Annotated in this window: 16 protein-coding genes; 3 read left to right on the plus strand and 13 right to left on the minus strand. The window is 57.0% G+C overall.

Annotated elements, in window-relative coordinates; genetic code table 11:
- Positions 1 to 718: 718 nt before the first annotated feature.
- The gene (locus tag AC0L3J_RS29055) at positions 719 to 1,369 is read left to right on the plus strand and encodes a hypothetical protein (protein ID WP_473349280.1); all 651 of its coding nucleotides are present in this window, start codon (positions 719 to 721) and stop codon (positions 1,367 to 1,369) included.
- 64 nt (positions 1,370 to 1,433) lie between these two features.
- Here AC0L3J_RS29055 and AC0L3J_RS29060 read toward each other — a convergent pair whose 3' ends face one another.
- The 9 genes from AC0L3J_RS29060 to rfbF form a co-directional block, all read right to left on the minus strand.
- Positions 1,434 to 4,538, minus strand: coding sequence for an efflux RND transporter permease subunit (locus AC0L3J_RS29060; protein WP_473349281.1), 3,105 nt, complete (start codon positions 4,536 to 4,538; stop codon positions 1,434 to 1,436).
- A gap of 321 nt (positions 4,539 to 4,859) precedes the next feature.
- A complete protein-coding gene (locus AC0L3J_RS29065; protein ID WP_473349282.1) occupies positions 4,860 to 5,432 on the minus strand; it encodes a DUF4118 domain-containing protein in 573 nt (190 codons plus the stop codon).
- Positions 5,433 to 5,478: 46 nt separating this feature from the next.
- Positions 5,479 to 6,678: a glycosyltransferase family 2 protein gene (locus AC0L3J_RS29070; RefSeq protein WP_473349283.1), complete on the minus strand. Its 1,200-nt coding sequence runs from the start codon at positions 6,676 to 6,678 to the stop codon at positions 5,479 to 5,481.
- Between the two features lies 1 nt (position 6,679).
- On the minus strand, positions 6,680 to 7,630 hold the full coding sequence (locus AC0L3J_RS29075) for a polysaccharide deacetylase family protein (RefSeq protein ID WP_473349284.1): 951 nt from the start codon (positions 7,628 to 7,630) through the stop codon (positions 6,680 to 6,682).
- A gap of 183 nt (positions 7,631 to 7,813) precedes the next feature.
- On the minus strand, positions 7,814 to 8,731 hold the full coding sequence (locus AC0L3J_RS29080) for an NAD-dependent epimerase/dehydratase family protein (protein ID WP_473349285.1): 918 nt from the start codon (positions 8,729 to 8,731) through the stop codon (positions 7,814 to 7,816).
- The gene (gene rfbC, locus AC0L3J_RS29085; RefSeq protein WP_473349286.1) at positions 8,728 to 9,261 is read right to left on the minus strand and encodes a dTDP-4-dehydrorhamnose 3,5-epimerase; all 534 of its coding nucleotides are present in this window, start codon (positions 9,259 to 9,261) and stop codon (positions 8,728 to 8,730) included. Before rfbC ends, AC0L3J_RS29080 begins: the two co-directional genes overlap by 4 nt.
- Positions 9,258 to 10,493 (minus strand): methyltransferase domain-containing protein, encoded by a 1,236-nt coding sequence (locus AC0L3J_RS29090; RefSeq protein ID WP_473349287.1) that lies wholly within the window; start codon positions 10,491 to 10,493, stop codon positions 9,258 to 9,260. Before AC0L3J_RS29090 ends, rfbC begins: the two co-directional genes overlap by 4 nt.
- Positions 10,494 to 10,504: 11 nt before the next feature.
- Positions 10,505 to 11,557 carry a CDP-glucose 4,6-dehydratase gene (rfbG, locus tag AC0L3J_RS29095; RefSeq protein ID WP_473349346.1) on the minus strand — a complete coding sequence of 351 codons (1,053 nt, stop codon included), beginning with the start codon at positions 11,555 to 11,557 and terminating at the stop codon, positions 10,505 to 10,507.
- Positions 11,557 to 12,324 carry a glucose-1-phosphate cytidylyltransferase gene (gene rfbF, locus AC0L3J_RS29100; RefSeq protein ID WP_473349288.1) on the minus strand — a complete coding sequence of 256 codons (768 nt, stop codon included), beginning with the start codon at positions 12,322 to 12,324 and terminating at the stop codon, positions 11,557 to 11,559. The genes rfbG and rfbF overlap by 1 nt, the downstream gene beginning before the upstream one ends.
- A gap of 449 nt (positions 12,325 to 12,773) precedes the next feature.
- Between rfbF and AC0L3J_RS29105 the strand changes: the two genes are divergently transcribed.
- Together AC0L3J_RS29105 and AC0L3J_RS29110 are read left to right on the plus strand one after the other, a co-directional pair.
- Positions 12,774 to 14,213, plus strand: coding sequence for an O-antigen ligase family protein (locus tag AC0L3J_RS29105; RefSeq protein ID WP_473349289.1), 1,440 nt, complete (start codon positions 12,774 to 12,776; stop codon positions 14,211 to 14,213).
- 363 nt (positions 14,214 to 14,576) lie between these two features.
- Positions 14,577 to 16,670 (plus strand): hypothetical protein, encoded by a 2,094-nt coding sequence (locus tag AC0L3J_RS29110; protein WP_473349290.1) that lies wholly within the window; start codon positions 14,577 to 14,579, stop codon positions 16,668 to 16,670.
- Between the two features lie 20 nt (positions 16,671 to 16,690).
- Here AC0L3J_RS29110 and AC0L3J_RS29115 read toward each other — a convergent pair whose 3' ends face one another.
- From AC0L3J_RS29115 to AC0L3J_RS29130, 4 genes are all read right to left on the minus strand, one after another.
- Positions 16,691 to 17,539, minus strand: a complete 849-nt coding sequence (locus AC0L3J_RS29115) for an ATP-grasp fold amidoligase family protein (RefSeq protein WP_473349291.1) — start codon at positions 17,537 to 17,539, stop codon at positions 16,691 to 16,693.
- 138 nt (positions 17,540 to 17,677) lie between these two features.
- Positions 17,678 to 18,337: a glycosyltransferase family 25 protein gene (locus AC0L3J_RS29120; protein ID WP_473349292.1), complete on the minus strand. Its 660-nt coding sequence runs from the start codon at positions 18,335 to 18,337 to the stop codon at positions 17,678 to 17,680.
- Positions 18,338 to 18,372: 35 nt separating this feature from the next.
- Entirely contained in the window at positions 18,373 to 19,161 is a 789-nt protein-coding gene (locus tag AC0L3J_RS29125; protein WP_473349293.1) for an FkbM family methyltransferase, read from the minus strand.
- 29 nt (positions 19,162 to 19,190) lie between these two features.
- Positions 19,191 to 20,168: a hypothetical protein gene (locus AC0L3J_RS29130; RefSeq protein WP_473349294.1), complete on the minus strand. Its 978-nt coding sequence runs from the start codon at positions 20,166 to 20,168 to the stop codon at positions 19,191 to 19,193.
- Positions 20,169 to 20,221: the final 53 nt, after the last annotated feature.

The raw sequence follows: 20,221 nt of genomic DNA on the forward strand, positions 1-20,221 counted from the left end.
CTGAGGCTACAAGCCCGGTGAGTGCGCCCGGTGGCGATAGGTCATGAAGCCTACGCCGCAGAAGCGGAGGATCATCATTGCCCATCTCGATATTTCCGGAAACGCCCGATACGGCGGCTTCGAGCAAGCGGAAGTCATATTGAGCCTCAAGCAACTTCCCAGCTGACGAGAAATGCTGGTCATCGGAGAAGAAGCTCGTCAGCTCTGAGTTGGCAGACCTCAGGTGAGCAAAATCTGGGTGCGGAATCGTTGTGTTGCCGCACCATTGACCCCAACCGGAACCACCGCCGACGCAGGCGGAGCCAGTCGCACTGCCCGGAGCGCCTGATCCGATGTGCGCCAAAAATCGCAGCAGGTGAGTGCCTGAGTTCGCTTTTCCAGCTGTGTTCACGATGAACAAGGCTGGTGGTGTTCGCCGAACAGCTTTCACGTCTCACACAAGTGCGGGCGGGGATCTGTTTTGCTACGCAAGAATACCGGCACCGTGGCTTCATGCTCGTTCCGTTCTGCTGCGCTACAATTCTTAATCATCGTCGCACTTTTCTGGAGTGCGGCGGCATTGGAACGACAGTTAGACTGTCCGACCAAGTTGCGCCTTTCTTGAGCGCGAAGGGGTCGAGTGTCGACCGCTCCGTCCAAGAGCGGAGCGGCTTTGGAACGGCCCTCTTTCCATTGACACATCTCGGAACATGCCTGACATTGGCCGATATGGAGTAGCGTGAAGTATTTATTATCCCGAAGTCTTTTAGTCCTGCTTGCCGGCTTGGCCTCGCCAACGATTGCGTTGGCTCTCCCAATCGTAGCGGTCGGAGATACGTTCACCGGAACGATATCGATCTATCCTTCGGCTTCTCGTTCGTCCTGCATCGTTTCCGGCTCGACTGTGTATGAAACGTTCAGCAACGCGGGATCTATCTCCATTGTTCTGGCAGGCACCCACTTTGCGGGTAGCTCGCTTTACATCGAAGTCTCCTACGAGGATGCTCCCAATGGGCAACTTGGCCAATGGGCGGGATATACGCCAACGCTTAGCGGCGGGATTCAGGTTTTGCTAGACGGGGCATATCGTTCCACTTCGATCCTGCCTTTGGACCTATTGCAGTATCAGCCGCTGCCTCCCATCAACCAGATATCTTTCAACGAGGCGGACTCGACAGGCGCGCACTATAGCTATGCTGGTAATTTTACGTCACTGACGAAGCTCGACGGGCTAGGCAACTTCGCCTTCGAAGGCACCGTCACCCAATTCGAAGTCTTCTCCTCGGCAGTTCCGGAGGCTTCCACTTGGGTGATGATGATTATTGGTTTCCCAGGCATTGGCTTCCTTGCCCTTCGCCGCCGGGTCTTAATGACGTCTGACGCTACCTGACCCTTGCAGACCTCAATTCTGGCGACAAGCTCGTGGCGCGCCTTGTCGCCCGAGGATTGAAGCATCATTCCGCTGGTACAACGGTCTTATCGGGCGCATGCGACCGCCGCAGCCGGTCGATCAAGAGATAGATCACCGGCGTCGTGTAGAGGGTGAGGATCTGAGAGACGAACAGCCCGCCGATGATGGTGATGCCGAGCGGGCGGCGAAGCTCGGTGCCGGGTCCGGTCGCGACCACCAGCGGAATGCCGGCGAACAATGCCGCCATCGTCGTCATCAGGATCGGCCGGAAACGCGCCTGGCAGGCCTCGAAGATCGCCTCCGCCGAAGACAGGCCGCGCTGGCGCTCGGCATCGAGCGCGAAATCCACCATCATGATGCCGTTCTTCTTGACGATGCCGATCAACAGGATGATGCCGACGAAGGCGATCACCGTCAGCGGCGTGTTGGTGAGCTGCAAGGCCAGCAGCGCGCCGAGACCCGCCGAGGGCAGCGTCGAGATGATCGTGAGCGGATGGGCGAGGCTCTCGTAGAGCACGCCGAGCACAATATACATCGCCACCAGCGCGCCGAGGATCAGGAGCGGCTGGCGGCCGCTGGTCTTGGCGAAGTCGCCGGCATTTCCGTCAAAGCTACCGCGAATACCCTCCGGCATGTGCAATTCCTCGACCGCGCGCTGGATGTTTTGCGTGGCGGCCTGGAGCGGCACGTCGGGCAACAGGTTAAACGACACCGTGGTCGATGGGAACGATTGCGAATGGTGGACGGCGAGTGCTGCGAGCCCGCGTGTCGCATGCACCACGGCAGACAGCGGCACCTGTACGCCGCCCGAACCGGCGACATAGATGCGGTCGAGGTTGGTGGGATCGACCTGAAACTTCGGGTCGATCTCGAGCACGATCATGTACTGGTTGCGCTGGGTGTAGATGGTCGAGATCTGCCGCTGCGAAAACGCGTTGTTCAACGCGTTGTCGATGTCCTGGACGCGAACGCCGAGCATCGATGCCTTTTTGCGGTCAATAGAGAGTGTCAGCTGTAAACCGTTCGGATCGCGATCGCTGGAGATGTCCGTAATCCCCTCGACAGTTTCCAAACGCTTCGCCACGATGGGAGCCCATTGCTGCAACAAGCCGAGATCTGTGCTGGTGAGTGTATATTGGTAATTAGAATCGCTTTGCCGTCCGCCGGCTCGCACATCCTGGGCGGCAAACATGAACAGGCGGATGCCGGCGACCGGATAGAGAGCGCGGCGCAATCGATCGATGACGCTTTCCGTGGAGACAAACCCGCGATGCTCAGGTGGTTTCAAGTTGATGAACATGGTGCCGCGGTTTGCGCCTTGGCCTCCAGGGCCCCCGCCGCTTCCGACAACTGAGCCGAGGCCGGCCACGGCCGGATCGGCGAGAACAATGTCGGCGAGCTGTTGCTGCAAGCCCAGCATCGATTGGAACGAGGTGTCCGCGGAGGCGCGCGTTGCACCGATGACGAAACCGGAATCGTCAGTCGGAAAATAGCCTTTCGGGACCTTGATATAGAGAGTAACCGTCAAAGCAATGGTTGCGAAAAACACCAGCAATGTCAGGAATGGGTATTCGAGCGCGGCGCCCAAAGTGCGGGCGTAGAATGAGACCGTACGCGACAAGAAGCCCTCGACGAGGCGGTCGAATAGTGTCGCGCTTCTGGAAGTGGTCTGCCGGATGTAATGGGCGCAGATCATCGGCGTGACGGTCAGCGATACCAGAGTGGAGACGAGAATCGCGAACGTCAGCGTCAGTGAGAATTCTCGCAGCAGGCGGCCGACAATTCCATCCATAAAGATCAGTGGAGTGAAGGCAGCGACCAGCGAAAGGCTGATGGAGACTACAGTAAACCCGATCTGCCGGGCGCCTTCCTGCGCTGCCTGGAATGGGTGCATACCTATCTCTAGATTGCGGTGCATGTTTTCGATCATGACGATGGCATCGTCGACCACAAAGCCAACAGAGATCGCAAGTGCCATCAGCGATAGATTGTCGATCGAGAAGCCTGCGACCCACATACCGGCACATGTTCCAGCAAGGGCGAGCGGCACCGAGACGCCGGCGGCGATCGTCGGCGGGAGCCGGCGCAGGAACACGAACACGACGATCATGACAAGCAACGCGGTTGCCAGCAGCGTCCATTGCATGTCCACCACGCTGGCACGGATTGTGCCGGTGCGATCGACGAGAGTGGAAACCTCGACCGCGGCCGGGATCCACTGTTTCAGAGCCGGGATAAGCGCTTTCACGCGGTCAACCGTGTCAATGACGTTGGCGTCGCCTTGTTTTCTGATCTCGATGAGGACGGCCGGCTGCTTGTTGAACCAGGCAACCGAACGAACGTTCTTCACGGAATCTTCGATTTCGGCGACGTCGGAGAGACGCACGAGATTGCCGTTGGAGCTCTTGATGACGATGTTACGGAATTCTGTCGCCGTGCGCATCTGGCGATTGAGCGACAAAGTCTCGCCTTGGCGCTCGCCATCGAAGATCCCGACGGGCCCAAGCGGATTGGCATTGATCACCGCGGTTCTGACGTTGTCGGTTGCGATTCCAGCGTTCGATAACGCTATGGGGTTGAGCTGAATCCGCACCGCCGGCTGATCCGCCCCGCTGACCGTAACATTTCCAACGCCGGGTACCTGCGCGATCCGCTGTAGCAGGACGGTGTCGGCGACGTCGTAGAGAGCGCTGGTCGAGAGTGTTTTGGAAGTGAGCGCGAGAACGTAAACCGGAGCGCCGGAGGTATTGGCCTTCCCAAAACGTGGCAGGGAAGGAAGGTCGCTCGGTAAATCGGGGAGCGAGGCGTTAATTGCGGCTTGTACGTCCCTCGCCGCGCGATCGAGGCTCCGGTTGATGTCGAACTGGAGAAGCACGCTGGTTAGACCGAGCGTGCTGGTAGAGGTGATCTGGTTGACACCCGCGATTTCGCCGAGGCGTCGCTCGAGCGGCGCGGCCACGGTGCTTGCCATGATCGAAGGATCTGCACCCGGCCGAAATGCGTAAACGAAAATAGTGGGGAAGTCGACGTTGGGAACGGACGCCACCGGTAAGAAGCGGTAGGCTACGATACCAAGGAGAAGTAGCCCGATAGAAAGCAGTGTGGTGCCGACGGGACGTCGAATGAACGGTTGTGAGATCGAGAACATGCGTCTCCTGTCGGTCTTTCGAACGTTGATCGCCCCAATTTCGTTGTGTCCCCGAGCGGATCTAGGGGCGCCGGCGTAGTGCGATACCCGATTTTGTCCAATGACGATTTTACTGTAATGAGCGGGCTTTAGAAGCACCCCGCACGACAGATCCAGCGGCCCTGCAAGTGGCTTATGTCTGGGGCTCTGCCCCTATTGCGTGCAGGACATTGAAGCCATTTTCGGGGAGGCTGTCGCGAACCTGATTGATCGGGAAGCCGTCGAGGTGGAGGACAGATGTGTTACTATCTAGCCAGTCATGGTTTCGAAGGTAAACCCTGCTCAGTGCCGTTCGTCCATTCTGTCATACAGAACGGAGCTGACGCGAATGAGAAATGCGGCCGATGCTGAAGCCAAGCCGAGAAAGATGAAGAGTACAAGGTGGACATAGTCATTCAAGCTTTCAAGTTTGAACGAATATTCTGGTGGCAGCTCCAAGAAATACACCACGCCGGAAGCGACGGGCCATACGAGCAGGGAGTTGCGAAATCCGAAGCAAAGTGAGTGTATGAAAATGGCAGAGAAATAAAGATTGAACACTTTTCCCAAGAGGAGGCCGCCAACCTGATAATCGAGCATTTCGATCAGGACAAACACGCCGAGCGCAGATGCGATCTGCGCCCAGGTCGGAAGAGAATAAAGGCGGCCAAGGTAGGACGCCAACGTCAGCCTTATGCGGAGAGCGTCCTTCGACGCCGGCAGCATCACAAATGTAATGATGGTCAAGCCGATCGAAACAAAAATTGCGGTCCATGTCCCGCCAAGCAGCTTATCGGAGCCAGCGCATATCAAAACGAGCAATAACGCCAGAGCACGAGAAGCTCCCCAACTTGGCCGCTCTTCGAGCATCTTCATTAGGAAGTAATGGGACGACGTTTGCATAATCCGATCCGATACGGCGTTAGTCCTTTTCCGATCGATCGGTTCGGATCCACGAACCCGCCTTCCGCCCGAAATACACCCTGCCGTAGAAAATAAGGCGCTTCATCAGAGAAACGAGAGCAGATCCCACCTGGCGTGCTGGAAGGATCTCTCGACCGAACTTTAGCCAGCTCAAGAACAGCGCTAAGGTCACGATGACTACGTTCGCTCCGCAGATAATGACAGGCGCGATGAAGCCAAGCAACAGCAATGCAAGGCTCGCGACGAGCGATAGGGCCAAAAGTGGCAAGAACAGCGAGAATGGGGGAACCAGGACATCCAGCGCGAGGGCAAGCAGACCAACATTACGGGTCAGTAGTGCTCGGAGGAGGTACTTCGGGATGACCCCTACAATTACTGATAGGTGTCCTTGGATCCAGCGCTGACGCTGCGAATCGCTTCCCTTTTTTGTCATAGGGAATTCACTCGTGCCCACCACGAATGGATAGAAAGCGGGAGGATGTCCGTCGGCGGCCAGATCGAGGCCGAGTTTGAGATCTTCAACTAGATTCCCGTGAGCAAGCGGGGCCTTCAAGATCACGTGCCAAGGAAAAATCATGCCGGTGCCCATGAGTTGTACGGGAAAGCCTAGACCCGCGAGCCCCAAGGGACGCACCCAATTCCGTATGAGCCAGAAAAACTCAGCGATATGGTGATCGACGGCCGCCTTGCTCGGAGCTACCATCAAAAAGCAAGCCTGGATTGGCCGGTTTGTTAGCGCGCACATTTGCTTTAGACGCGATACCATGTCCTTCTGAATGCGACAATCGGCGTCGATGAACAGCACGAAGTCGGGCGAAGCGTTCCTAAGGTGAGTGACTGCGTGCGCAAGCGCGTAGCCCTTTCCGATCTTTGAGAGATCGTTTCGAACCAGAACTTCCGCACCTGCATGCGCTGCTACAGCCGCCGTATCGTCGGTGCAGTTATCGGCAACGACGAGCAGGCGATCACCTTCCTTTAGTTGAGGCTCGAGATCGGATAGGGTTGGGAGCACACCTGCGCTCTCATTGTGTGCTGGAATGACGATCGCAACCTTTTGCTCCTTTTGACAGACGGACGACGCTTCTGTTTGAAGCTGATCCCGATAAGGATTAAGAGACGCCAGAGTCTCGATAAACAGAATAATCGCAGGCACGCAGAGTGCGCTGGCAAATATGACAAATATAATGACGAGCCACATGTCAGGCTCGCCGGCCGGAAAGAGCGAGTTGTAGCTTGCGATAGAGAATTCCTGCGCCGGCACATCGGGCGCGGAATTCATAGTCCGGCATTGCGCGATCTGGCATCGAGATGCGCGGCAGAGCAAGACGATCGCTTTTCGACGTTGCCAGGTCGGAGTGTGTCAGGAACGCGAAGTCGAAGCCAGCGTCGCCCAGGACACCTCGGGTAGCTTGGTTGTGCGTGCTCTCCATTCCGTACGGATAGGCAAAAGCGCTGACCTGCCCCACGGTCTTAGTCAGGATGCGCCTCGTGGCACTGATCTCGTACTCCTGCCGTACGGGGCTGGCTTTCGCGAGATTGATATGGCTGACGGAATGGCCGCCGATTGCGACCTGCTCGCTCGCAATGTCCGCCAATTCCGCGAAAGTGCACGAAACCCGCGGGGGAGTAGAACGCAGCGAAGGCAGCTCGAACGAGTTCAGGCCAGTAACCTTAAGATGCTGCAGGAAGCGATCGAGTTCGACTGCGGTTTGTTGTTCGCCTTTCCCAAGTTCGAGTTCAAACCCGCCAATATCGAGCTTGCGGACTGGCCCTCGGTACCAATTGATATCGGCGACCAGTCTAGCAATCGAAATGTCCTCGTCGGCTCTTCCGTTCTCTTCTTGGGCACACCAGCCGGCGCAGGCGAATATCACGATTGGGATCGAGAAAGACCGGAAAATTTCAAGTACCTGAAGGATCTCGATCTTGGCATCATCGATCGTGACCAGGAGCGAGCTTGCTGGCAGTTGCCCGTCGATCAAGCCCTCCGTTGCCTGTTTGAGGCTCAGCGACCGGAACGACCGCGACAGCCAGTCGCACTGTCTCTTCAGCCGCTCGCGCCCGGACTCGGTCGTTTCGCCTTCAAAAAAGAAGCGGTGGAACAGGATGGTCCTGAGTCCTTGCCCCAGAGTGTAGATTGAGTGAGCCAAAATTATCATTCCGAATTGGCGAGCGCGACAGCTGATGAATAGCCGAATTCCAATCTCTGATTGGTCTTATGTGAACTCAAGACCGCATTGCTTCGTATGGCCACAAAAACTCCCTGGTAGCCGCGTTTACCAAGGTCAAATGCGCATACAAGATGGGCTCCTGCCGATCATCGGATAGTATAATCACGATGTCCGATTTGCTGGCTGACCCCTCCAGAATTCAATAGCATCAGCGATTCCGTTGGCGAGATCAAAACGCGGCTTAACCCCAAGCTCAGTGTAAAGCCTTCTCGTATCAGGAATCAAAACCGGGGGATCTTCGGGGCGCGATGGCAAAGCTCCTAACTGTACCAATTCGAGGCGACCAAGCTGTTTCCCAATCTCAAGTCCCACGCTCGAAAGGGAGATCGGTTGACCGCTCCCTATATTAACGCCACCCGAAACGTTACTGGCGGCAAGGGCGGCTATGGCGCTGCCCGCATCCTCCACATGCATCAGGTCGCGGATTTGGTCGCCTTTGGTACAGGGAGCCGCCCGACCCGATAGAAGGGCGTTCACGATCGATGGTACCAACCGCTGGGGTCGCTCGTGGGGGCCGTACAGCAGGAATATTCGAGCCCACGCCATCGAGATATTATGACTTTTGGCGTACGCCTCACAGAGATGGAACAGCGACGCCTTGCAAAGCCCGTAAGGCAGAGCAGGATTTAGCGGGGTGGTGTCTTCTGAGCAAAATCCAAAGCGCCAGTCATACTCGGCGCATGAGCCCACTACGACCAACCGCTGTCCTCCCACAGCCTGAAATGCCTGAATCAGCTCCAAACTTGCACAGACCCAAGCGTAATTCGCATCTGAGGTCCAGAATGCTCCGTGCGTCGTGTCCCAGGCGGCGTGCACGAGATGAGTAGGCCTTATTGTCTTCAGGAGTGCTCGCGTCGATGACTTGTCCATCAGGTCTCCCTGATGCCATGCATAAGCTGGAATCGACAAATCGGCTTCCGTAGACGAGAGCGCGTGCGTCTCTACACCCAGCGCAACAAGCCCTTTCGCAATTTGACGCCCGACGAAGCCGCGCGCACCGGTCAACAGAACTACTGTCATGGCTGGAAATCCGGATAGTTCGCGTCGCGTGGTGAGATGATCCGCTTGGCCGCGTCTGGCCAAGTGACGCCGAACGTCGGGTCGTTCCATCTGACCCCGCGACCGGCTTCGGCCACGAAGACCGGATGGATATGATAGGTGACCTCGCTATCGTCAGTAAGTGTCTGGAAGCCGTGTGCGATCCCGACGGGTATGTAGATCGCTTGTCCGACGTGGGCATCCAGTGTCACCGCAAACCATCGGCAATAAGTTGGGGAGGTCTTGCGCAGATCGATGAGGACATCATAGACCTTGCCTCGCGTCGCTCGCACGAGCTTCGTTTCTGCGTGGTCCCCGACCGAATAATGCAAGCCGCGCAGGGTGTTCGTTAGAGTATTGCGCGACACGCTCCATTGCGGAAAATTTGTCTTTAGTCCAAGCGAACCGAACTCCTGCTCGCAGAAGATTCGAGCAAATGCGCCGCGTTCGTCGTACATCGGCTCTGGTTCTATGACAAAAGCGCCGGAGACCGGAGTTTCCATGAATCTCACGGTATGATCTCGATTGTCGGGATGGGGACAACGAACGCTCCGCCCCATTCCCGGATATGCGAGTTGCTCGCAATGATCTCGTCACGAATATTCCAGGGGAGGATCAGGAGGTAGTCGGGCTTCGCCTGGCTGATCGCCTCTGGTGACAGCACTGGAATTCGCGTCCCCGGCAAAAGTCGGCCCTGCTTCGAAGCTGCTCGATCTACCACGAAGTCGATAAAGTCGGTGCGGACGCCACAGTAATTGAGAAGCGTATTGCCTTTGGCGGCGGCGCCGTAAGCCGCGATGCTTTTCCCGCTTCGTTTGGCCTGAATGAGGAACTCAAGCAAATCGCGCTTGCTTCGCTTCACGCGTTCTGAAAATTCGGCGAAGCGGTTCACGTCGGTAAGTCCGGCAACCTTCTCGCGTGCAAGAAGTTGGGGCACACTTGGATTGATTGTCGCGCGTATCGCGCCTTGATGAGCTGCGAAAATGCGCAGCGAGCCGCCATGGGTCGGTAATTCCTCGACGTCGAAGACGACAAGGTTATGTGCGGCAAAAATGCGTTGCACAGACGTCAGCGACAAGTACGAGAAGTGCTCGTGATAGATAGTGTCGAATTGTACGCCTTCGACCAGCCGCAACAGATGCGGAAATTCCATCGTGATGACGCCCTCGGGCTTCACGGCGATGGAAAGACCCGCAACGAAATCGTTGATGTCGGGTACGTGAGCCAGAACGTTGTTTCCGAGCAGCAGATCGGCCTGTCTGCTGGATCGCTTCAATTCGTTGGCGAGAGCGACGCCGAAGAAGCGCACCAGCGTCTCGACGCCCTTTTTGCGGGCCGCCTCAGCCACGTTTCCGGAAGGCTCGACGCCAAGTACCGGAATTCCCATGCCGTGGAAGTATTGCAGCAGATAGCCGTCATTGCTGGCAACCTCCACGACGAGGCTGGTTGACGCCAGCGCGAGGCGCTCTCGCATTTTCTGGCAGTACGCCTTGCTGTGCGCCAGCCAGCTGTCGGACATCGAGGAAAAGTAGACGTAATCGTCGGTAAAAATTTCGCCCGCCGATTTATGCTCGGGCAGCTGGACCAGAAAGCACTGGCTGCATGCGTAGACGTGGAGCGGATAAAACGGCTCGGCCGCCTGGGCATTCTCCGGCCTGATGAACGAGTTCGATACCGGCGAAGTGCCGAGATCGCAAAACGTCTTTGTCAGCGGTGATTTGCAGAAATTGCAGATGAAATGCATCGATCGCCTGTTCAAAGAGCTTGGTAGTGTTTGATCTGGTGGAGTGTGAAATCCCTCATGTCGGCGTGCGCCATGTGGGCGCGGTGCCATTTCACAATCCAGTCCAGTGCTTCCTCGATTTCGAGCTTGGGCCGCCACGACAGCTGGGTTCGTGCTTTTGTCGAGTCCAGTTTCAGCAGGTGAGCCTCATGGACGCCAGCCTCTTTGTCGCGGCGCCATCCGGCGCCATCGCCCCATTTTGCCGCGAGTGTATCTGCGATAATTCCCACCGGAACAGCGCCGGCATTATCAGGTCCGAAGTTCCACCCCTCGGCGAAGGTCGCCGGATCATTCCAGAGCCGTTCGGTCAGGGCAAGGTAGCCATGGATGGCCTCGAGCACGTGCTGCCAGGGCCGGATGGCATCCGGCTGCCGGATCATCGTGGGCTTGCCATCCATGAAGCCTCGGATCAGATCCGGAACCAGTCGATCCTCGGACCAGTCGCCGCCGCCGATGACGTTGCCGGCACGCGCGCTTGCCAACCCCATGCCGGCCTGCTCGAAATAGGACGCGCGGTAGGCGCTGACGACGAGCTCCGCGCAGCCCTTGCTGTTCGAGTAGGGGTCGCGCCCTCCCATCCGCTCACTCTCGCGATAGGGCCATAGCCATTCCCGGTTTTCATAGCATTTGTCGCTGGTGACGACGAGGCAGGCGCGCGTCTTCGACAAGCGCCGGACCGCGTCGAGCACGTGCACCGTGCCCAGCACGTTGGTCGCATAGGTCTCGACCGGCTCACGATAGCTGCGGCGAACCAGCGCCTGTGCGGCCATGTGGATGACGATCTCCGGCTGGGCATCCGCGACGACGCGTTCGACCGTCGGAAGATCGCGGATGTCGCCGATGATCGAGCGGACCCCGTTCTCGATCGCTGCGGCTTTGAACAGGTTGGGATCCTGCTCGGGGGCCAGCGCGAGGCCTGTGACCTCCGCTCCCAGCGACTCCAGGTAAAGCGAGAGCCATGCGCCTTTGAAGCCGGTATGCCCGGTCAGCAGAACGCGCTTGTTGTTCCAGAAACCGCCGGTCATCACCAGGTCTTCCACGGCGCGTTGCCGTGATTCCACAGGTCTTCCAGATACAGCTTGTCCCGCAATGTATCCATTGGGTGCCAGAAGCCGGCGTGCAAATAGGCGGAAAGTTGACCTTCCGCCGCGAGCCGCTCCAGCGGCTCGCTTTCCCAGACCGTGGCGTCGTCCGCGACATATTCGATGGTCTTGGGCGACAACACGAAGAAGCCGCCATTGATCCAGTTGCCGTCACCGCGCGGTTTCTCGATAAAGCGATTGACGCGCGTGCCGGTGAGATCCACGGCGCCGAAGCGGCCCGGTGGTTGGGTGGCGGTCATGGTGGCCAGACGCTTCTCGTTGCGGTGGAATTCGAGAAGTCTGGTAATATCTACGTTCGAAACGCCGTCGCCGTAGGTAAAGCAGAAATCGTCGTCGCCGACGAAGTCGCGGACCCGCTTCAGGCGTCCGCCGGTCTTGGTGTCCTCGCCGGTATTGACCAGCGTGACCCGCCAGGGTTCGGCCTTGGCCTCGTGAACCGTCATGGCATTCGCCGCCATGTCGAACGTCACGTCCGACATGTGCAGAAAATAGTTCGCGAAGTACTCCTTGATGACGTAGCCCTTGTAGCCGAGGCAGATGATGAAGTCGTTGATGCCGTGGCTCGAGTAGATCTTCATGATGTGCCACAGGATCGGCTTACCGCCGATCTCGATCATCGGCTTGGGCCGGACGTCGGTTTCTTCCGCAAAGCGGGTTCCCAGACCGCCGGCCAACAAGACTGCTTTCATCGTATCTCACCGCTTAATGATTGGGCAATATCGCCTTGCTGCAACTGGTCAGATTGGACGCTTTCGACTACACCAGCCTCGGGTTTCTAGCGAGAGCTATGAGCCATTATCATGACACGATGGTTTATTTTACAAGCCTTGCGCGCTCCCGGCATTCGCTCGCATGGCGCGGCCCTGACCGCGCCGTGAACGGCGGGGCGCCCTCGGGAAGGCCGTCCCGGTTAATCACCGAAGAGCCCCAAGCCCCCGAGAGACAGCCTCGTGGAAGGCTGCGAGCCGATCACGGCCATGACCGGCCTGTCGCCGCAATTTGGCTCTGCCAGCCCCTCTGTTGGCGCGTTAAGGTTGTCGCGCGAGCGGCGCCGGCGGCGTTCCGGAAGAGCCGGTCTCGCCTATCGTGAGCGGCCGTTGCGGGCTAGACTGGAGACGCACGGGAGCATGTCGCCGCCTTGATAATCACCCCTAACTATTTTGCCTACGCCGCGCTGGCGCTGTGGCCGCTCGTCGCGATTGTCCTGTTCGCGACGCGGCCGCTCAACCAGGCGCTGATCTGGACCATCCTGGGCGGATACCTGCTGCTGCCGGTCGGCACCGAGATCAAGTTCCCGGGCGTGCCGGCCTTCGACAAACACTCGATTCCGGCAACGATATCGGTAGTGGGATGTCTCGTCATTGCGGGCAGGCGGCCTCGTCGGATCGCGACGAGGATCGGCCTTCCTGAACTCCTGCTGGCTGCGCTTCTCATTGGTCCCTTCATCACCTCCGAGTTCAATGGGGATGCATTGCAAGTCGGAGGCCGCTACGGGTCTTTCGTCATTCCTGGTGTCGGCCATTACGAGGCTCTTTCGGCGAGCGTGGCCCAACTGATCCTACTGCTGCCGTTTCTCCTCGGCCGCCGCTATCTCGTCGGTCTCGAAGACCATCGAATGATCCTTGGTGCCCTTACGCTGGCGGGGCTGGTCTATACCCTGCCCATGCTGCTTGAGGTCCGGCTTAGCCCGCAGCTTCACGCCTGGATCTATGGCTACTTCCCGCATTCCTTCGAGCAGCAGATTCGCGACGGCGGGTTTCGGCCTGTGGTCTTCCTCGGCCATGGGCTGAAGGTCGCTTTCTTTGCCATGATCACAATCCTGGCCTCCGCGGCGCTGTGGCGTTGCCGCGTGCGGGTAGTGCCGGCTGCCCCCGCGTTGGTCACCGGATGGCTCGGCCTGACGCTGCTGCTGTGCAAGTCGCTCGGCTCCTTCGTTTATGCGATGGTGCTGACCCCTGTCATCCTGTTCCTGACGCCGCGCACGCAGGTGAAGATTGCCGCCGTACTGGTCTCCCTCGCGCTGGCCTATCCGATGTTGCGCGCCACCGATCTGCTTCCCACCCAGTTCCTGCTCGATGTCGCCGGCGCCGTCAGCGTTGAGCGCGAGGCTTCGCTGAAAATTCGATTTGACCAGGAGAAAGCGCTGCTGGATCGCGCCTCGGAGCGGCCCTGGTTCGGCTGGGGCAGGTTTGGGCGAGGGCGGATCTATGACGAGACCGGAAAGGACGTCACTCTCTCGGACGGCCACTGGGTCATCACGATGGGAAGCTTCGGTCTGTTCGGATTCCTTGCCGAATTCGGATTGCTGGCGCTGACGGTGTTTCGGGCCATTCGTGCGATCCGGCAAGCAAGCTCAGCTCGTGATCAGGTATTTCTTGCGGTGCTAGCGCTCATCGTTGCTGTTGGGCTCGTGGACCTGCTTCCCAATGCGACGATCAATCCGACAAGTTGGTTGTTCGCCGGTGCACTGCTGGGGCGGACTGAGGCGCTAAGAACCTCGCGAGTGGGAAGGCGCGCCAACCCACCCTTAATAAAACAGTCGATGGCTGGGACGGCTGGACAAGGAGTGACCGGATAGTTCTACCTTTCTTGAGTCGCCGCTTTGATGAGATCCAGCTGTTGGTGAACAGAGCCATAAGGAGTGAATGGAACTCGCACCTTCCGGATCAACTCGAAATCAATTCGGGAGGGGTAAGTTTTCCTGCAGTGTTGCTTGTTCGCTCAACGCTTACTCGGCTGCCCGTGATCTTGGGCAGCTGTGCCGGCGCTGAATGTCGCTCCTCTCTAGTGGATTGAGATCCGAAAAATGAAGCTGCCCTCGCGAAAGTTTCTTTGCGCTGCACTCTTAGCCACTATTCCGGCTCCGTGTTTTGCGGCACCTGCACCCTTGCTAGCCCCGGCAGCAGGTGCTACAGCGGCGACCCCTTCCCGACCGATGGTAATGAATCTTTCATCAATCACGGGCGGCGAGGGTGCGTTTCTCAATAACTTCAAAAACTGCGGAGGTTACACTTCCAGTGCGGGTTATGCGTTTCCTGCAATTCTAAATGCTGATGGCTATCCCACGTCTACTCCGGCAAGCACAATCACCTGCACCATACCGGCGATGCCCAAAGTCGATAACCCGGAATGGACCGTGGGGTGGTCCGGGAGCCTAAGGGTCACTTTGATTGGACCTTCCGGTGCAATCATTGTGAATGGAGACAAGCGTTGCGTCGTATCGCAAGCGAGCGGGACTATAACGCTTGCCGGGGCCAATTGTAGCACCCGGATCGTATTTGCTTCAGCGGCATCGAGCTTGACCGTTCAATTTCCGAACAGCGGCGCGTATAGCAATCCAAGTAACCTCTATATGGTGCGCTCGGATGAGAAAGTGCTGTTCGACGCCGGCGAAATCTTTAGGCCAGCATCGGCAGGCATGTTGCTCGCGAAGCTGACCGATCTGGGCGTCAAAACACTCCGCTTCCTCGATTGGAACGAAGTCGCCACGAACAACAATGTGTCTCAATGGGACTATCTGTCTCGACCGAGTTCGTTCAGCTATGGTGCGGCCCGATGGGAGCCTACCGTGTTTCCGGGCGCTCCGGGGTCCGGAGTGGCATCTTCTCCGATAAGTGGAGTCAATACTTATCAAGGCATCGCCACTTTGAGTTCGACCAAAACCTATGTGGACGGCCAAGTTTACCAGAATCTCATTACAAATGCGAATACCAGTACCACTCCGACGTTGAGTGTCGGCGGTGGGCCGGCCGTCACTATCGTCGACTTGTCAGGTGCCCCGTTGAGGGTAGGGGCCATCGCCAGTAACCAACTCGCCACGTTTGTCTACAGCGCCAAGCTCAACAAGTGGTTCTATCGGTCTGGCGGGATGACCACGCGCGTGCCTGTGCAAATCATCACGGCGCTATGCAACAAGCTCATGATGAACTGCTGGTATCAATTCCCATTGATGTTTACCAAGGCGTCGATAGCTTCGTACGCTGCTTACGTTCGCGAGAATCTTTCGCCTTCGCTTACGGCGTATTTCGAATGGAGCAATGAGATATTTAATCCATCAGCGTCGCCTTTTGCGTTGGCGCAAGGATTGGGCACGGCTCGAAGATTCCCTGATGGCGGCGGCAACTTCAAGGATGAGTTCGCGCTAAATCATCGGATAGCAATGGGTATCGTTACAGACAATTGGGCGCCGAGGTCGATGTCGACACTGGTTCGGGTCATGTCATGGGCGATTTTTGAAGCGCCGGGACAGTTGATCGCTCAAGGTCAGCATTTGACGCTGGATAGCTCAAACAACTACTGCAACAAGAGCGGCTGCTCGATCGTCGTGCGGTACGACACTGCGGGTGCGTGCTCCGCCACGAACACGACGAGTGGCAGGCCTGTCGACTGCGTAGATGCGTTTGCCTATGCGCCCTACTACAACGGGGCACAGATTACCTACATCGCTGACAGCTACCAGAACGGAATTGCCGATGCATTGAAGGCGGCTGACGACTATGCCAGTGGCAATCCAGTTCGCATGGCGGCCGCTCTGGACTTTGTGGATTGTGATGTGCGTGGCACGCCAACCGTAACTTATCCGAACTGCGGATATCGAAATGGAGCACTCGGTGGCCTCACGCTGGCAAGCTACGCTAAGCCTGGAGGTACTTACGAAAACTACAACGCTCTTGCAGCGACATATGGCAAGTACATCATCAACTATGAGGGCGGCTATCAAGCTGTTCCGCCGTCTGCGTCCCGTCTCGCGGCCTTAGCTACCGCTGGGGGGTACACGACCTGCCAAGGTGGAGATGCGACGGCGTGCAGCGCGGCGTTTGCTAAGCTGATAACGGCATACAAGAATGATTTGCGCTTCTCTCGCCTCGTATATGATCATCTGAAGCAATTCCGGTCTTACTCGAAGTCCCTTATGCCTGCCTGGTACTCACTTGGACCTGCTAGCGGTCAATGGGGCGTCTATAACGGGGTTGGTCTAAATACGGTGCCCTGGAAGAGCTATGATGCAATCAAGACCTTCTCCGCGGGTCGGTAGGCGGTCCGCTGGAGTGAAGCTCACCATTTCTTGCCCAATTCCAGATCCCAGGATTTGGGCTTGAAATCGAGCTGCCCAATAACAGGTGTGAATGTAAGCTCGCCCGCGTAGATCTTGCCTCGTACGTTGTAAAGATCTACGCGGACGAAGTCGAAGTCGCGCGAGAGCTTCTTCGCTACCGATATCATCTCGTCGAAATTCTCGGGCCGATCTACCGTGCGGGGATTGAAGTTGCGACGATACGAAAGATCAAGCGGGCTCCAATCCTTCGCGTAGAATGGATTTATGCTGTGATCATTATTGTCGACCTGAATGACCTCCGGATTTCCATGGAAACACCAAAATCTGTAGTCTAACGGGCCGTCCTTGTGTCCATCATGGAGGAAGCTCTCGACCAGCAAGCGCGGCTCGATTGAGAAGTACTGAAACTCGCGCGTCTGCCAATAGTAGTTCGTCGCTAGCCACTTCTTAAAAAGGGTGACCGCTCTCTCACGGTCGACCGGTTTTCGAAGAACCATCGTCATGGCCGAGCCATGGTTCGATTTAGCTATGCAAACATCCGGAAAGTCATCAAACGGTACGGCGTCGGGATCACCTCCATGCCACAGAAGGTCGACGAGATAGTCTTCTCCGATTCTCTCTCGGATGAAGTCTCGAGCCAAATACTTGTCACTAAGTCTGGTGAATTCTGGGTTTCCTTTCCGATGCACGTCGATCATTCTGGCGAAAAGCTTCTGCGTGAAAGTTTCGGGGGTCGCTGGAAGCTCAAGGCCATGAAATCGCTTGTATTCAGCCCTGAGCGCTCTCGGGCCGTCAATTGATTTGAAGACTCTTCGTTTAAGGGCTCTAATGCGATTTACCACTTGCATAGCGTCTTCCAGGTCCAATGTTTTGGTACAGATAGCCTAAGAAGGCTTTTTCGCATAGCTATTGCTACGTTGTACTAGATCTGAGAACGATGCGAACTCGTAGATTCGTCCCGTAGCGTTATCGGTCTGCATAGAGGATCAGGGTCTGCGTAGTTTGTTCTTAACGCGACGCGCCAAGGTCAACATGTTTGAGCTGAAGCGATGACGGTCAAATCTTCCGGGCGTTATGTCTGAACGAGATGATCGCTGATAGCCCAGAGGAGGCCAATGGAAAAATGTGCGAACCGAGGGAAGCTCGGCCCGTATCGTGTTGTAGGCTCCATCGACATGCATTGGCCGATTGGCCAGAATCGCATGCAGTCGATCCACTAGGGTGGGAATGGCGCTGCCATTCACCAGTACAAAATGGGTGCACGGAATTGGCGTCGTTGGCTCGGCCTCAACGAGGCCATCTGGCGTCGGCTTTACTGGGGCCGGGTAGAACATCGACCATTCCTTCTGATCGAGCTCGGACTTAATCGACGGCCATCGTGCCGCGAAGTTGAGGTCGAAATTCAGGTCATCCTCGAGCAGGAAGAGTTCAGGAGCGTTCAATCTCTGTGCTCTTTCCAGCGCTTCGAGGTGGCTTAGGAAACAGCCGCGTGCGCCAATGGAAGGGAACGTGCCCGCGTTCGGCGGTTTCACGGCAGGCAAGAAGATTGCCTCCCAGCCAATTCTAGAAAGCTCCTTTTGTATTTCCTTCCTGCGGTCGTTTCGCTCCGGCAGATTGATAACAAGCTTCATAACGAGAATATCCATTTAAAATCGGCCAACTTCGATGGCGGCGGAACCCGTCAGACAAAGCTGCTATGTCGCACATATGTCAGGACCTCACCTCCAAGAAAGAGCTCGAAATCGTAATTCGCCATGGCCTTTTGAAACGACAGACTGGTGCCTTTGCCAGGCAGCATCCAGTCGTGTGGCTCGATGTGAACCATAGCGAGATCCGCCAGCCACTCGGTGTTCTTTGAGAACAATTCCTGCTCAAACCCCTCGATATCTACCTTGGCAATGAACGGGGCTCCGTTGGGGACGCTAGCAAAAGCCTGCCGCATGGTGACGATAGGAAGCCCTGTTGACGCGCGCTCGACGCGCGTGGCCCAGCCCAGATCTCCTGCCTGGATCGTAACGAAGCCGGGCTCGGACCCGATTGCAGCTTGAATGGGAAATATCGATTGAGCCAGAGCCGCATTTCTCGAAAGAACGCCAAAATTGCCCGGTTCAGGCTCGACCGCGACGACGGCAGATCGGGGGTAGTTTGCCTTGAACCAAAGCGAGGCGGCGCCGATATTGGCTCCTGCATCCACAATGACCGGGATACGGCCCGATGAGAGGATCGACTCATACCGATCGTTCACTCGTTTCTTGAGCTCCGGTAGCAGGAGTTCGTACTGCCGCGTGCTGAAGACGCCGCGGACGGCGGCCGTGTCGGATTCGCCGGCCCTGACATGGATTGCTTGAGGTCCAGCGCGAATGACTGCTGTCTCTGCCCCCGTAATTCGTGGCAAATGTCGCTTCAGGAATTGCGGTCCATATCGGCGTACGTCGTCAAGATTGTTCTGCAATCGTCGAAAGAATGACATGGGAAATTCCTCAACGCTGCTCTAATGGGTCAGTGGAGCACCGCGCGCTTCTTGAACTCATCGACTCGTTTCTTTCGGGCCCACCTGAGCAAAGCCCTGTGAATTCTTGCCGGGTACGACGCGCTCGCGGTGAGGGGTACGTATTTTTCGATCAGTTCTCGGCGGTCCTGAGGAAGCTGGCGGGTATAGAGCTTAGCCCAGTCGAGACCTTCACGATAGAACGCGTTGTGATAATGCAGAACCCTCACCTCCGACATGGGTATGAGATCTGCATTTTCCTTGGCTAGCGTATTGACGTTGAAGTTCAATCGCGCGTCGTACTCCGAATGTCTAAGCGCCAGTTTCTGAACCGCCAGCGAAATCGAAACTTGATCCTGATGGTAAATTCCAGCTTCGCGCGATCCGATGCTGCTTGAAAGTAACTTCTTGATCGTGTCGTAGTGCGCCTCGCCGAGCCGCGTGGCGGTGGCATAAGTATAGATTCCGGTTTGCCAATAGGCGCGAATGCGGCGCCCTTCGGGAAATGAGTTGATTTCAGGAAAGCGATCGAAGTCAATTCCGATTAGTTCACACAGTTTACGCCAATAGGGAGCATTCTTGTCCGTGCCGTCCGACCCCAGATATCCTTCGCCTGCACGGGCTATAAATTGAGTGCCCTCGGTCGGAGATAGCTCGTCGAGGGACTGAAGCACCACCATGTCGCCATCCATCCAAGTGATGTTGGGCGTCGACACCCGGGTTTCGAGCTTTGACATCACGCAGCTCTTGTTGGCGTTGTTCCACCAGTCCAGTTCGACGTTCAGTCGTTCGTCGATGAATTCGACCTGGAGGCGTCTGAATTCCTTCAGAGTTGCCGAGCTTATTCTAGGCCCTCGACGGGGTTTAACGGCGATGAAATTGGCGTTCGCTGCCGCGCCGCCGAAGGTTCTGAGAGACTCGGCGAGCATTAGCACTTGGGCTTCAATTGGGCCGGCCTCGACACATGTCACGATAGTCGTATTTGTCATCGGTCGAGTGTCTCTGTATGAGTGAACTGCTCTAACTGCTTTGGCTTTTTGAT

The sequence above is a fragment of the Bradyrhizobium sp. Kon37 genome, from assembly GCF_055807535.1.

Bases quoted from the DNA above. Each gene is read 5' to 3' on its own strand.
- AC0L3J_RS29125 (WP_473349293.1), bottom strand. From the start codon at position 19,161: ATGTCATTCTTTCGACGATTGCAGAACAATCTTGACGACGTACGCCGA.
- AC0L3J_RS29080 (WP_473349285.1), bottom strand. From the start codon at position 8,731: ATGACAGTAGTTCTGTTGACCGGTGCGCGCGGCTTCGTCGGGCGTCAA.
- AC0L3J_RS29090 (WP_473349287.1), bottom strand. From the start codon at position 10,493: ATGCATTTCATCTGCAATTTCTGCAAATCACCGCTGACAAAGACGTTT.
- rfbG (WP_473349346.1), bottom strand. From the start codon at position 11,557: ATGACCGGCGGTTTCTGGAACAACAAGCGCGTTCTGCTGACCGGGCAT.
- AC0L3J_RS29120 (WP_473349292.1), bottom strand. From the start codon at position 18,337: ATGGATATTCTCGTTATGAAGCTTGTTATCAATCTGCCGGAGCGAAAC.
- rfbF (WP_473349288.1), bottom strand. From the start codon at position 12,324: ATGAAAGCAGTCTTGTTGGCCGGCGGTCTGGGAACCCGCTTTGCGGAA.
- AC0L3J_RS29110 (WP_473349290.1), top strand. From the start codon at position 14,577: ATGAATCTTTCATCAATCACGGGCGGCGAGGGTGCGTTTCTCAATAAC.
- AC0L3J_RS29070 (WP_473349283.1), bottom strand. From the start codon at position 6,678: ATGTGGCTCGTCATTATATTTGTCATATTTGCCAGCGCACTCTGCGTG.
- AC0L3J_RS29115 (WP_473349291.1), bottom strand. From the start codon at position 17,539: ATGCAAGTGGTAAATCGCATTAGAGCCCTTAAACGAAGAGTCTTCAAA.
- AC0L3J_RS29130 (WP_473349294.1), bottom strand. From the start codon at position 20,168: ATGACAAATACGACTATCGTGACATGTGTCGAGGCCGGCCCAATTGAA.
- AC0L3J_RS29060 (WP_473349281.1), bottom strand. From the start codon at position 4,538: ATGTTCTCGATCTCACAACCGTTCATTCGACGTCCCGTCGGCACCACA.
- AC0L3J_RS29065 (WP_473349282.1), bottom strand. From the start codon at position 5,432: ATGAAGATGCTCGAAGAGCGGCCAAGTTGGGGAGCTTCTCGTGCTCTG.